We start from the raw sequence: 13,300 nt of genomic DNA on the forward strand, positions 1-13,300 counted from the left end.
ACATATTTTGATTAATTATTTTGACGATTTTTAATTGTTAGCGGTCGTTTCGCCAATATCTTATAGCCATTGAAATGCAAGCAGATAGCACGATATAGCATTGCCTGCTTGCACCGATGTGGGTAAAGATGCACTATTGTTGTTAAAGGTATCTATTTTGATTACTGGATAAGCCAGTAAAATGACGAAAGCCTACCTAATAACACGTGCAAGCAATTAAACGTTGAAAAATAAAATATTAAAAATAATAGCCACTATATAAAACGGTCTAAATATGTCTGCTTCAAAACCCTCTCTTCCAAACAAACCTATCGCTTCTGAGCGAGTGCGCTCTGCTGATTTGCCTGTTGCATGGATTATGATGCTTGGGCTGATGGTTGCGGTAGGGCCATTATCAATTGATATGTATCTGCCAGCACTGCCATCGATGGCTGATGATTTCGGTGTTTCAACGGCATTTATGGCCAACTCTGTTCCTGCATACTTTCTAGGTTTGGTATTTGGGCAGCTATTTTACGGACCTTTTAGTGACCGTGTTGGCCGTGTCAAACCCTTATATATAGGTATGACGTTATACGTTATCGCTTCTATCCTTTGTGCGACCACTGACAATGAGTACGTGCTTTTTGCAGGCCGTACTCTACAAGCGTTGGGCGCGTGCGTCGGTGCAGTAGTTACTCGCGCTGCGATTCGAGATCGCCTCACTGCCAAACAAACGGCAAAAGCTTTTTCCATCATGATTTTAGTGATGGGCTTAGCACCCATATTGGCACCATCGCTTGGCGCGCTATTCTTACAGTTTTTTGATTGGCATTCTATCTTTTGGTTTTTAGCTGCATTTGGCGCTCTTAATTTGTTACTTACTAAGTTTTTCTTTTTTGAAACTTTAACCGAAGAAAACCGTAACGTACGTCCTGCAAGAGAAGTGCTCAGTCAATATTGGGATTTATTAAAAGACCCGACTTTTAACTATCCAGCAATTGGTGGCGGATTGTTAATGGGAGCGATGTTTGTCTATATCAGCTCCGCTTCAGAGCTAATCATGGATACTTATGGCGTCTCAGCGACACATTTCGCTTGGTTGTTCGGAATGAATGCGGCGGGTTTCGTAGGTTTGACTCAGTTGAACCAATGGCTTACCAATCGCTTTCGAATACTAAGTATTTTGCGATTTGGGGCAATGATGCAGGTTATCTCCGCGGGCGTGCTATTTGTGACTGGCTTACTTTTAGGGACGGATGCTTGGTTGCCACTGGTGCTGGCTTGTATTTTCTTTTGTATCGCAGGACTGGGTCTGACTCAGCCTAATGCTTCTGCAATTGCGCTCGCTTTTCAGAAACGCCGTGCTGGTATGGCAAGTGCACTACAAGGCTCGCTGATGTTTTCAGTCGGTATCTTTGGTGGTTTATTATTGAACCTGTTTCCAGTCAATCCAGTCCTCAAGGTCGGTATTGCTCTGTTCTCACTAATGAGTTTCGGTTCTTTCCTGATTTGGAAGATAGACCGTAATCTCAATTTGGACGACGCAGAGTAAAGGCATTTCTATTTTAAGTTAGCTGTATTTTAAAAAGCACTCATGCGTTCACAGCGTATGAGTGCTTTTTTGTGCGCTTTATTTATTTTTATTCAAAGCCAAATTAAATTTTATAGGCGTTTTATATGATGGAATTTATTGATTATAAACGAGTATATATTATTTACGATTATATGCAGCCTTTGCTATATATGGCTTACCTTAAATAATAACCAAACATAATTATTGCAATCGTGAAATTAGGCAAGTACTATCTAGCGTAACTTTCTGTAAGTTAATATGTATAGACATTGCTTAACCTTGCTAGATTGTCAATTAATTAAAATGTAAAACAACGTTAGGTTTCAAGGATAGATTATGAAGCAGTTATATCGAGCGTTACCGATTTTGTTGAGTGTTGGCCTATTTGGCTGTGGTAATTCTGCTACTCAAGAAAATGCAAGCGCACCAGTAAAGGAAAATACAGATAGCTTTGTGAGTAAGCTACCTGATACAGCGCCAACATTGAAAGTTGCAATGACTGGTGATTTGCCGCCTTTTTCATTCCAGGATGACTATGGCAATATGCAGGGCACTGATGTTGATTCAATTCGTGCTATTGGTGAAGAGCAGGGGTTCAAAGTCGAGTTTTACAAGGAAACTTGGCAAGACATGTTCGATAGCGTCGAAACAGGAAAGCGTGATCTAGCGATTTCTGGTATTTCTTACAAAGACGATCGGGCAGTGAGATATGGTCTATCAACACCATACTTTTTCAACCCAGCTACTATCATGTATTTGGAAGGTAAGTTCGATATAAAAGGCTTAAACGATATAAAAGGTCTAAAAGCAGGTACGTTAGAAGGCTCTAAAGAAGAAGACACGCTAAAAGAGATGGGCAGTTCAGTTGAGCTAATTTCAAGACCTACAGCATTTTTGGCGTATCAGGATTTGGTTCAAGGTAATACGGATGTCTTCTTGTACGATATGCCAGTCTTGCAATATATCGTCAAAGGCTATCCTGAGCATAAAGTGAAAATTGTACCCTATGAAGCTGCAGATGCACCTTCAGCCCAGCAAGTGGTGCTCATGGCAAAAGAAAATACCCAGCTTATCAAAACGGTTAATGAAGGTATTGCCAAACTAAAAGAAAAAGGGACATTTAAAGAAATTGAGGCGCGCTGGTTGGGTGAAGCTGACCCTGCTGAAAAGAGCGACTCTGACACCAATACTAAGCAATTGAACTAAGGAATTCTGAAGATGGCAACCGTACCTAATGTTGACAATAAGCGCTATCAAGGTCTGATTATTTCAATTGCACTATTTTTATCTCTAATCGGTGCTTTGCTGGCGTTTACGTTTTATACCTCAAATTTATTAGAACGAAACACGGCTTTAATTGACCAAACTAACCAAGTGGCAAACAGTGCACAGGCAGTAATTAAAGATCTTTTCGATTTAGACAGTAGTTATGGTGAGGATACTAACTCTCCACACATACAACGAGTGCTAAGCCGTTTAGAGCAAAATACTGCGTTGATTACTAGCTCGATTGCTGCTATTGAGCAAGGTGGCACGATCACAGATGCAGAAGGTAATAGCTATGACTTGCCAAAAATTGATGGTAAAGCACAAACCAATATTGCTGCGGCCAATGAGCAATGGAAAGCGCTAGAGCCTAAGATTCAAACATATCTAAAAGATGCTGATAATATCATGGTAACGTCTGCTGATGAATTGACGCAGGCCGTTGAACAGGCGAAGACATCAAGTTTATTTATTAACGATTCTTTGGATAATTTGACAAAAGATGTGTTCGATAGTGCACAACGTCAAGCAACTACCATTCGTCTTATTCAGGTGCTTGGTGTTGCCGCTATCTTTACCTACTTCCTAATCTTCGTATTCTTCTTTGTACGTCGTCTACGTGAGACGGATGCTGAAGCACTTGCCGCTCGCCAAGAAACGCAAGAGATTATGGAAACAGTAAATACAGGTCTTTTCCTACTGGATAAAAACTTGAATATTGGTCAACAGCATTCTCGAGCGCTGAACAATATCATCGGCTCTGATAGCTTGGCAGGGGAAAACTTTACCAATGTCTTGCGTGGCCGTATCTCTGATAAAGACCTCAAGACCACACAGCAATTCATTGAGCAGCTCTATAACCCTCGCGTTAAAGAAAAATTGGTAGATTCACTTAACCCATTAAACAAAGTCATGTTGCATAATTTGTCTGAAGACAAGAGTCTTGATAACCGCTTCTTAGATTTTAAATTCTCACGTGTTTATGATAATAAAGACATTGCTCGTATCTTGGTCAACGTGAATGATGTATCAGATGCAGTCTACTTAGAACAGCGCCTAGAAAAAGAGCGTTCGCAAAACGATATGCAAATTGAGATGTTAACGACTATCTTGAATGTAAATCCAAAGATTATTAATGAGTTTATTGGTAATACCCAAGCGCATATTGAGAAGATGAATAACATCTTGAAAAATCCTGGTAGCTCACAATACGAGCTTGAAGGTAAATTAAAAGCTATTTATCGTGAAATGCATAGCTTAAAAGGGGAAGCATCAGCACTAAAACTACACAGCTTTACGAAGATTGCTTCTGATGCTGAAGACAAGTTACATGCATTGCAAAACCAAGGTCAGTTATCTGGTAATGACTTCTTACCATTGGCGGTACATTTGGATGACTTGCTTAGCTTGTCGAATACGATTGCGACATTGGGTGAGCGTATCAACCGCTCAGCACCGACAGCAGCTAAGTCGTCAACTGTACAAGCACCAGTCACTACTCAAAATCCAGTAACAGACCATGCAGCTAGCAATGCTGACTTTGATGGTGGGCTAGATATCGACTTAGACAATGAAGCAGATGACGATTTATTGTCTTTTTACAATGAATTTACAAAAGAGATTGCTGCAAGACAGGGCAAGCAAGTACAGCTAAAAAGTACGACGCTAACCCAAACCAGTATTCCAGTGCATCTTGCAAAGCCAATCAAAGAAATCAGTATTCAGTTGCTGCGTAATGCGGTGGTACATGGTATCGAGTCGCCAAGTGTGCGTCATACTACTGGCAAAACTGACGTTGGGACCATTGATTTGGAAGTGCAAGACAACGGTGCAAACTTTATGCTGGTTGTTCAAGACGATGGACAAGGTATCAACTATGACAACATCCGTAATAAACTGATTCAAGAAGGTCGTTTCGGTACGGAAGAGGCAAATCAGCTTAGCAAAGGTGACTTGCTCAAACAGCTGTTCTCTTCTGGATTCTCTACCAAAGAGCATGCAGATGAAGACGGTGGTCGCGGTGTCGGACTTGATATCATCAAAGCAAAAGTAAAAGAGTATGATGGCAAGCTTAACGTAAATAGCGAGCTAGGTCAGATGACACGGTTTGTCATTACTTTACCTAAAGCTTAATCAAAATAGTAATTATATTGTCAGGGACGACAAGCACTTCATTAAAGGTAGTAGATAAGTTATGCATAAGTTAATGATTGTTGATGATTCAAATATTATTAGAAACCGTATTCAGCGCGCATACGATTCAGGAAAGTTCATGTTGGTTGCAACAGCGACCAGCGGCGTTCAAGCCATCGAAAAGTTCAATGTCCACCGTCCTGATGTGATCACCATGGACTTAACCATGCCACAAATGGATGGGCTAGAGTGTATTGAAAAAATCATCGCGATTGATCCTGAAGTACGCATTTTGGTTGTATCAGCGTTATCGGATAAAGCCACCGGCATTGAAGCACTGTCGTTAGGTGCCAGCGGCTTTTTGTGCAAGCCTTTTTCGGAAGAGGAGCTTGTAGAGTCTTTGTATGAGCTGATGCAAGACTAATACCATTCATCGACCAAAGCAGATGTCATTATGAAAGAGCAAAAGCTACAGATTTTTTTAAGTATTATTAGTAATTATTTTGACCAGTTTGGTGGAGAAGAGCTTATTGCTGATACTCCTTACTTACTAGAAAACAAACAGCCAAAAGTCCACGATTATACGGGCGTGATTGGTATATCTGGTGGCCAAAAAGGCGTGGTGTATTTTTCGGCAACGCGTGACTTGCTGTCTTCAATCTTAGACAGCATGGGCGAAACCGATAAAAGTGAAGAGAACTATGTAGATCTGGCTGGGGAAGTGGCCAATACAATCGCAGGCAATGCACGCAAAGAGTTTGGCTCAGAGTTTCATATCTCTGTACCATTTGTGTTCAAAGGTGCGCCGCAAAGTATTGTGTTGCCGAACGATGAGCGTTCTTTTATCATCCCCATCACTTGGCATTCTCAAGTAGGCGAGATTGTGGTTTGTTTGCAAGATTAATGCTGCCACGTAATACAGATGGATATTAATATATTATGGTTAAAGTAGAAAAATTGGGTGTGTTTCTAAGCTCGATCAATGCGTTTTTTGCGCAAATCGATGGCTCGGAAGTGTCAATTGATACCCCTTACTTGAACAACAACAAAAGCGCGATTGGCTTTGATTATAGCGGTGTCATTAAGATATCAGGGCCTTTGGAAGGCTGCGTCTATGTCAGTGCACCAAGCGTGATGTTGCGAGAAGTCATCAAAGTGATGGGCGAGCCTGACTCTTCAATCACGATGATGAAAGACTTGCTTGGTGAAATGGCTAACACCATCTCTGGTAATGCGCGTACAGAATTTGGCTCAGAGTTTATTATCTCTCCGCCGCACATTGTAGAGAGTGCGCCAAGCGTGTCTTATTTACCTAAAGATCGTCAAAGCTACATCACACCATTTACGTGGCGTGGCTACAAGGCGGTCATCGGTATTTGCATTGCATAAGTTATAGTCCATCCTCTATAAACGAGTGATAACTATAAAAGAGTGACGGCGTTAACCCTGCTCGAAAAATAGCTATTAAAAAGACAATCATGAAACAAGCGATGCAAATGTGTCGCTTTTTTTTGTTTTGTTATCGCCATAGTTTGTTTTTATCTTATTGATACGCTACGAATAAACTGCTGGAGATTCTAAGACGTTATGTGATAAAATACAGCGCAGCTATTTTTTATAATTCACTTTATAGTTTAGATTTGGGCATTTGCTTCAATCTAGCGATAGCTTCTTTTTTTAAACCAACCAATGACACACACATCATGGCAAAAAATTGCTGGGTGTTTGGCGACTTGATTAATTTGTGATCTGTTAGTGCATTACTAATGAAAACTAACTGGTAGCAGATGCGTGTCGCTAAATAGGCTGTTTTTGTGATGTGGAGGCATAACCCAACCAATAGGATATATTCTCATGGCTACAAAGAATCCAACCAAAATCGAAATGCGCGACTTACTACAAGCAGGCGCTCACTTTGGTCACCAAACACGTTTTTGGAACCCAAAAATGGGTCCATACATCTTTGGCGCACGTAACAAAATCCATATCATCAACTTAGAGCACACCGTAAAAGCGTTCAACGAAGCGTTGACTTACGTAAACGGCCTAGCTGCTAAGAAAAACAAAGTATTATTTGTTGGTACTAAACGCGCTGCAAGCGGTATCGTACGTGAGCAAGCAGCTCGCGCTGGCATGCCATACGTTGACCATCGCTGGTTAGGTGGTATGTTGACTAACTGGAAAACACTACGCCAGTCAATCAACCGTCTAAAAGAGCTAGAAAAGCAAGCAGAAGACGGTACTTTCGCTAAGCTAACTAAGCGTGAAGCGCTAGAGCGTACTCGCGATATGGAAAAACTTGAGCGTTCACTAGGTGGTATCAAAGACATGGGCGGCCTACCTGACGCTATCTTCGTAGTAGACGTAGATCACGAAGCGATCGCTATTAAAGAAGCCAAGAACTTGGGTATCCCAGTTATCGGTATCGTTGATACTAACTCTAGCCCAGACAACGTTGATTACATCATCCCAGCTAACGATGATGCTATCCGTGCTGTGACTTTGTACGTAACTTCTATGGCTGATGCTATCATCGCTGGTAAAGAATACGCACAAACTCAAGCTGGTGGTAAAGCTGAGCAAGCACCTGCTGCAACTGAAGAAGCGCCAGCTGCAGAAGAAGCTGCTGCAACTCCAGCAGAATAAGTAGCTGACTTAAAAAGTTTAACTTTGTAAGGATGTCTTGATAGTGTATCTATCAGCATCCATATAATGTTTTGAACAGCGTATAAGCTCATAATAGGCATGATGTAGTTTTACTCGTCATGCCTTGTTATTGAATAAAGCCTTATTAATAATGCCATGCGTATAAGCGAGCAGCTATTAAGCGAGTATTATCGCTCCTACTGGTCATATCGCTATATTGTAGAGATGTTATTTATTTGACATCATTGATGGCTATATTAGTAATCGTTCAAAACGAGCTGTCTGCTAGATTTTAAGTAATACCAAGATATCGAATAGAAATACAGCATTTAGAAATACAGCACTCCTATACATAACTATACTAAGGTGACTCTTATGACAGAAGTAAAAGTATCTGCCAAAATGGTAAAAGAATTGCGTGACCGTACTGGTCTTGGCATGATGGAATGTAAAAAAGCGTTAGAAGAATCAAACGGTGATGTTGAAGTTGCCATTGATAACCTACGTAAATCTGGTCAAGCTAAAGCAGCTAAAAAAGCGGGTAACATCGCAGCTGACGGCGCTATCATCATCGCTCAAGGCGAGAACAAAGCATTCTTGTTAGAAGTTAACTGCCAGACTGACTTCGTTGCAAAAGATGACAGCTTCACTGCATTTGCAGAAAAAGTTGCTAACCTTGCGCTAGAAAACAACGTAACTGACGTTGCTGCTATCTCTGAATTGTCTTATGGCGAAGGTCATACTGTTGAAGAAGCACGTGTATCTCTAGTACAGAAAATCGGTGAAAACATTCAGATTCGCCGCGTTGAAACACTTGAAGGTGCTAACATTGCTGCATACCGTCATGGTCTACGTATCGGTGTAGTTGTATCTTTTGAAGGTGGCGACGCTGACACTGGCAAAAACCTTGCTATGCATATCGCTGCATTCAACCCTGTTGCTGTAGATGACGAAGATGTTGCTGCTGACGTATTGGCACGCGAAAAAGACATCATCGAAGCAAAAGCTCGTGAGTCTGGCAAGCCTGACAACATCGTTGAAAAAATGATCGAAGGTGGCCTACGTAAGTACCTAGACGAAGTAACTTTACTACGTCAGCCATACGTTATGGACAACGACAAGAAAGTTGGCGAAGTCCTAAAAGCTGAAGGCGTAAAAGTACTTGGCTTCAAACGTCTAGAAGTTGGTGAAGGCATCGAGAAGAAGCAAGAAGACTTCGCTGCTGAAGTTGCTGCAACTCAGGCTGCTAACAAGTAAGTATCAAATAGTGTTGGATCAGGCTGTGAGTCCTTAGTTGTGGCTCACAGTTTGGCTTTATTACTCTTAATGCATCAAGATATAAAGCATCCAGACATAAAAAAGCCCATTAATTCGTTAATGGGCTTTTTTATGTCTGATTTTTAGGTGACTGGCTTAGCGTAAAGCAGCATAGGCTGAGTTGGCATAGCTGGCACTATTCACATTGCTGCTGGTGCCGTAACTGACATTTTGTAAGCCACTACTTGTACTAGTGCTACTGGTTTGATTGTTAGCACTGATACTTGCACCAAACAGTCCGGCATCGTTTTTATACAGGCTATGATAACGGCTCATCACTCTTTGAACATAGTTACGTGTTTCTTTGAATGGAGGGATGCCACCATATTTATCGACATTGCCTTCGCCCGCATTGTAGCCTGCGACAGCATGTTCGACATTGTTATTGAAGCGGCGCATGAGCCAAGCGATATATTTAGCTGATCCTTCGATATTATCTGCAGGGTTCCAAGGGTTGCTCACATTGAAGCGGCGCGCAGTTGCTGGCATCAACTGCATCAGACCTTGTGCGCCTACTGGTGAACGTGCATTTGGATTGAAAGCTGATTCAGTGTGCATCATTGCTTTCATCAGGGCAGGGTCAACACCGTTGCGCTCAGCGGACGCACGAATGTAGCTGTCGTAAGAGTTGCGACTTCCGCTGTTGCTAGCGGCACTGCTACCATAGCTATCGCTGCTTCCGTCATACATCTTAGAGTCTTTATAATAAGTTACTTTTACTTTTTTCGTAAACTTATCAAAATTTCCACTAGGATTGACGTTGGTCAACAGTACTTGTCCACCTTTGTCTTTGTAGATATACATATTGCCTGCATTGGCAGCGACAGAAAAGGTCGAAAGAGCAATGGCACTTAGTAAAAGGGGAGATAAGCAGCGAGTCATCAAAGTAGCCGTATTTATCATAGTAAAATCACTTTTTATCGAATAACAGCAAATTATTTTGCCTATATATGCGTTGATTTAGGCGCTTAAGCGGTTACTGATTTCGCAAAATTATTTAGCCCACTGTGAGGACAGCAGCTTAGCAATTATCACTTTCAATAAGGAACCACTTGCAATAGATACAAAAAATAATAGTTGCTTACTATAACATATAATAACTTTTTGGCGCATCAGATTGACAAACTAAGTTGTAAAATCAGATTTTTATTATTAAATAATCGTAGATAAATCAATATGCTAACTTTTCTAAGTGATTTAATGAGCCATTTGTAGTAGGTTTTTTGAGTTGATAAATTTAGACAAATAAAGTGTCTCAATGTTTTAAGAAATAATAATGACATTTGAATAATCGAGGTGATTTTCAATCTGACATTAACAGTAGATAAGCCTATTAATGGTTAGGTTTTTAAAAATATAAGAGTAGTTTAGGTAGGCTTTCAGTGATGACTAGATACCGATAGCACTGATAAAAATAGGCACCCAAACCGCGGTAACCAACCCGTTCACTGCCAAACCAAATGCAGCATAACGTCCTGCTGTATGACTGATTTGCCAAGCTTCTACTGTACCAAACGCGTGAGCCGCTAACCCCAGTGCTAGACCTTTAGCACGGTCGTCATTTATACCGCGGAACAAAAAGCGAGCGACCGTACCACCTATCAGACCTGAGACGATGATAATTAGGTTAGCCATTGCCAGTGGTGCTTTGATTAAATCTGCGACACTCAAGCCAATAGGCGTCGTAACAGAACGGGTAGCGAAAGCCAATAGGGTCTCATGACTGAGCGAAAATAAATAGGCCAGTGACATAGGCAATAATGCGCCAACGACACTAGCGATAGCGACAATTAGAGTGAGTTTTTTGACTGGTAAGCCTTTAAAGTTCATCGCCGCCAGTGGTACAGCCAGAAGTACTGTCACATATCCCAACAGATGGTCAAATACAGGTTTTGCTGCGCTGTAATAGTTGTTGTAATCCCACTGCAGTACAAATAGGAAAACAAGCACGAGGACAAGTGCGGTAATGACCATCGGTAGCCATGATAATTTACGTGCCAATACACGTGCAATTACGTGTGCTGCTAATGTCAATAATATTGCGGCTAGGGTTGCCATAAATACGCTGTCAAAAGTCATAATATTTCTCCGCAGCTCACGGCTGTCCCTTTTGCTCAGTGGTAGTCGTACTATCAGTGTTTGCAGCATGATTGAGCCAACGATTGGCTAATAATGCTAGTCCCCACAGCGGTATGAGCGTACTAACGATCATCGTTATCATCACACCCAATAGCTCATCTCCTAGAGCAAATAGCAACAAGCCTGCACCAGCAGAAACTGGTAAGAAGGCAAACCCACTATCGACTAGCAATGTATTACTGGCCTGTGTGAGCCAGCTCGGTAACCCCTTGAGCAGTCGCCACGCCATCAAAATGACAAACATCGCAACCAAACCGACAATATTGGCCGCTTTTTCGATGCCTGCCATTTGACAGAGAACAACCGCCGTTTCTCGGACAACGATAACCATGGTCAACGTTAGAATTAACGCAAGCCATAGTGGGAGATGGGGAGAGTGAGCAGGCTTCATAAGCAATTCTGGCCAAGTCAGATATAAATGGATGGTGTACAAAACAAAATGCGTGATCACACCAAGAATACAACGTAGAAAATGATGCTATAAATACTGATCGTAGCAATGATTCACTTTTAAAGTATTAACGCTATCTATCAATATTTGTTGAATATATAACAGGCGATTATATAGAGAGTGGAGCAACTAATAAAGCCTATGCGCCGTGACTCGTCATATCCAAAAAAAAATAGACGATATCAATGGATATCGTCTATTCTACTTTAACGTACTATATAAGGGTTTTTGGTCTAACAGTATGAATCAAACGTTCATTCAACTACTGTCGCAAATGACTCACTTTAACAATAGTTCTTATTTTGCAGAAATGATCATTATTTTTCTGAATCAGCTGTTTCTGAGTGTAATGCATCAAACTCATCAAATGCTTTTTCCTCAGCCTCTGTCATAGTCGGCTCTTCAACGTCATCAACTTTTTCAAACTCTTCGAGTACCGGCATCAGTAGTGTTGCTTGTGCAAGCGGCAACACATCGATAGGTTTTAAGTTGGCTTGACCGAGTAGCTGTCTTAGACGGTCACTTGGCAAACGAATCGTCAGACATTCACGACCCGTATCGTCATAGCTTTCTTCTTCAATAACACCTAATTCATATAGAGTGTTTTTGAACTGTCCAGCATCATACGGCAAGGTCAAATCAAACGTCGTCAGTTTACCTGTCAACAGTTGCTGTACGGCAAGCGTTAGCTCTTCCATACCGAGATTCTGCCTAGAAGAAACATAGACGCGGTTTGGCTGACCTTCGCTAGCATAGCCGATATGTGCAGGTTCATCAGTCAAATCAATCTTGTTGTAGACATTGAGCACAGGTACATCGTTATCGATTTCTGCCAATACTTCTTTGACCGCCTGAATCTGCTCGTGCATATCTTCGCTAGAAGAATCAATGACGTGCAATAACAGATCTGCTTCTAGTGTTTCTTCTAGGGTTGCATGGAAAGATTCAACCAACTCATGCGGTAGATGACGAACAAAACCAACTGTATCGACTAAGACGACACGACCAACTCCCTGCCAGTCTAAACGGCGTAGAGTAGGGTCTAGCGTCGCAAATAGCTTATCAGCAGCGTAGATGTTTTCATCGACCAAACGGTTGAACAAAGTAGATTTGCCCGCATTGGTATAGCCGACCAGTGAGATGGTCGGTACGTCTGATTTTTGGCGACGGGCTCGACCTTGCGCACGGGTCTGACGGACTTTTTCTAGCTTGCTCTTTAACTGATTGACGCGAGTCTGTAGTAGACGACGATCGGTCTCAAGCTGGGTCTCACCAGGTCCACGCAGACCAATACCACCTTTTTGACGTTCCAAATGCGTCCAACCACGTACCAGACGCGTTGATAGATGGTTAAGCTGAGCCAGCTCTACTTGCAGCTTACCTTCGTAAGTACGGGCGCGCTGCGCAAAAATATCCAAAATTAAACCAGTACGATCCAACACGCGGCACTTCACTAGCGCTTCGATATTACGCTCTTGTGATGGCGACAGGCTGTGGTTAAACAGTACGATATCTGCTTCGTGTTCGCGCACTAGTTCTGCGATTTCTTCTGCTTTTCCGCTACCAACGAAGTATTTGGCGTCAGGACGCGAGCGTGATCCAGTGACTAGTGCCAAACGATCGGCACCTGCTGAATCAGCCAATAGCTCAAATTCACTAAGATCATCAGGATCTTGAATTTGGCGGATGTCTAAATGTACTAAAATGGCGCGTTCGCCACCTTCATGTCTTTCAAAATAATCCAAAGAGTATCACCTATTTAGTAAAGTAAATGTCTCGCCATAATCAGCTCA

12 protein-coding genes are annotated in these 13,300 nt (G+C 41.8%); 8 read left to right on the top strand and 4 right to left on the bottom strand.

Features of this window, described 5'->3' with window-relative positions; all coding sequences use genetic code 11:
• Nucleotides 1–274 precede the first annotated feature (274 nt).
• The 8 genes from ACS8FA_RS17330 (at nt 275) to tsf (ending at nt 8,857) form a co-directional block, all read left to right on the top strand.
• A complete protein-coding gene (locus ACS8FA_RS17330) occupies nt 275–1,534 on the top strand; it encodes a multidrug effflux MFS transporter (protein WP_101204230.1) in 1,260 nt (419 codons plus the stop codon).
• A 357-nt stretch (nt 1,535–1,891) separates the two neighbouring features.
• Nucleotides 1,892–2,761, top strand: coding sequence for a transporter substrate-binding domain-containing protein (locus ACS8FA_RS17335; RefSeq protein WP_414559140.1), 870 nt, complete (start codon nt 1,892–1,894; stop codon nt 2,759–2,761).
• Between the two features lie 12 nt (nt 2,762–2,773).
• Entirely contained in the window at nt 2,774–4,954 is a 2,181-nt protein-coding gene (locus ACS8FA_RS17340; RefSeq protein WP_439266134.1) for an ATP-binding protein, read from the top strand.
• A 61-nt stretch (nt 4,955–5,015) separates the two neighbouring features.
• Nucleotides 5,016–5,378 (top strand): response regulator, encoded by a 363-nt coding sequence (locus ACS8FA_RS17345; RefSeq protein ID WP_057758425.1) that lies wholly within the window; start codon nt 5,016–5,018, stop codon nt 5,376–5,378.
• Between the two features lie 30 nt (nt 5,379–5,408).
• Nucleotides 5,409–5,858 carry a chemotaxis protein CheX gene (locus ACS8FA_RS17350; RefSeq protein WP_057758427.1) on the top strand — a complete coding sequence of 150 codons (450 nt, stop codon included), beginning with the start codon at nt 5,409–5,411 and terminating at the stop codon, nt 5,856–5,858.
• A gap of 35 nt (nt 5,859–5,893) precedes the next feature.
• A complete protein-coding gene (locus ACS8FA_RS17355; protein ID WP_057758429.1) occupies nt 5,894–6,343 on the top strand; it encodes a chemotaxis protein CheX in 450 nt (149 codons plus the stop codon).
• A gap of 465 nt (nt 6,344–6,808) precedes the next feature.
• On the top strand, nt 6,809–7,600 hold the full coding sequence (rpsB, locus tag ACS8FA_RS17360; RefSeq protein WP_057758431.1) for a 30S ribosomal protein S2: 792 nt from the start codon (nt 6,809–6,811) through the stop codon (nt 7,598–7,600).
• 375 nt (nt 7,601–7,975) lie between these two features.
• Entirely contained in the window at nt 7,976–8,857 is an 882-nt protein-coding gene (tsf, locus tag ACS8FA_RS17365; RefSeq protein ID WP_439266131.1) for a translation elongation factor Ts, read from the top strand.
• 156 nt (nt 8,858–9,013) lie between these two features.
• Here the strand turns inward: tsf and ACS8FA_RS17370 are convergent, their stop codons facing one another.
• The 4 genes from ACS8FA_RS17370 to hflX all read right to left on the bottom strand — a co-directional run bounded on the left by ACS8FA_RS17370 (nt 9,014) and on the right by hflX (nt 13,252).
• Nucleotides 9,014–9,820 (bottom strand): lytic transglycosylase domain-containing protein, encoded by an 807-nt coding sequence (locus ACS8FA_RS17370; protein ID WP_179799031.1) that lies wholly within the window; start codon nt 9,818–9,820, stop codon nt 9,014–9,016.
• Nucleotides 9,821–10,306: 486 nt separating this feature from the next.
• The gene (locus ACS8FA_RS17375) at nt 10,307–10,996 is read right to left on the bottom strand and encodes an LrgB family protein (protein WP_101204237.1); all 690 of its coding nucleotides are present in this window, start codon (nt 10,994–10,996) and stop codon (nt 10,307–10,309) included.
• A gap of 16 nt (nt 10,997–11,012) precedes the next feature.
• Nucleotides 11,013–11,447 carry a hypothetical protein gene (locus ACS8FA_RS17380; protein WP_057758440.1) on the bottom strand — a complete coding sequence of 145 codons (435 nt, stop codon included), beginning with the start codon at nt 11,445–11,447 and terminating at the stop codon, nt 11,013–11,015.
• A 377-nt stretch (nt 11,448–11,824) separates the two neighbouring features.
• Nucleotides 11,825–13,252 (bottom strand): ribosome rescue GTPase HflX, encoded by a 1,428-nt coding sequence (gene hflX / locus ACS8FA_RS17385; RefSeq protein WP_057758442.1) that lies wholly within the window; start codon nt 13,250–13,252, stop codon nt 11,825–11,827.
• Nucleotides 13,253–13,300: the final 48 nt, after the last annotated feature.

Source organism: Psychrobacter sp. 1Y1 (assembly GCF_051847395.2).
GTDB lineage: Bacteria > Pseudomonadota > Gammaproteobacteria > Pseudomonadales > Moraxellaceae > Psychrobacter.

Coding starts and splice junctions, on each gene's coding strand:
- ACS8FA_RS17330 (WP_101204230.1), top strand. CDS start 275: ATGTCTGCTTCAAAACCCTCTCTTCCAAACAAACCTATCGCTTCTGAG.
- ACS8FA_RS17335 (WP_414559140.1), top strand. CDS start 1,892: ATGAAGCAGTTATATCGAGCGTTACCGATTTTGTTGAGTGTTGGCCTA.
- ACS8FA_RS17340 (WP_439266134.1), top strand. CDS start 2,774: ATGGCAACCGTACCTAATGTTGACAATAAGCGCTATCAAGGTCTGATT.
- ACS8FA_RS17345 (WP_057758425.1), top strand. CDS start 5,016: ATGCATAAGTTAATGATTGTTGATGATTCAAATATTATTAGAAACCGT.
- ACS8FA_RS17350 (WP_057758427.1), top strand. CDS start 5,409: ATGAAAGAGCAAAAGCTACAGATTTTTTTAAGTATTATTAGTAATTAT.
- ACS8FA_RS17355 (WP_057758429.1), top strand. CDS start 5,894: ATGGTTAAAGTAGAAAAATTGGGTGTGTTTCTAAGCTCGATCAATGCG.
- rpsB (WP_057758431.1), top strand. CDS start 6,809: ATGGCTACAAAGAATCCAACCAAAATCGAAATGCGCGACTTACTACAA.
- tsf (WP_439266131.1), top strand. CDS start 7,976: ATGACAGAAGTAAAAGTATCTGCCAAAATGGTAAAAGAATTGCGTGAC.
- ACS8FA_RS17370 (WP_179799031.1), bottom strand. CDS start 9,820: ATGATAAATACGGCTACTTTGATGACTCGCTGCTTATCTCCCCTTTTA.
- ACS8FA_RS17375 (WP_101204237.1), bottom strand. CDS start 10,996: ATGACTTTTGACAGCGTATTTATGGCAACCCTAGCCGCAATATTATTG.
- ACS8FA_RS17380 (WP_057758440.1), bottom strand. CDS start 11,447: ATGAAGCCTGCTCACTCTCCCCATCTCCCACTATGGCTTGCGTTAATT.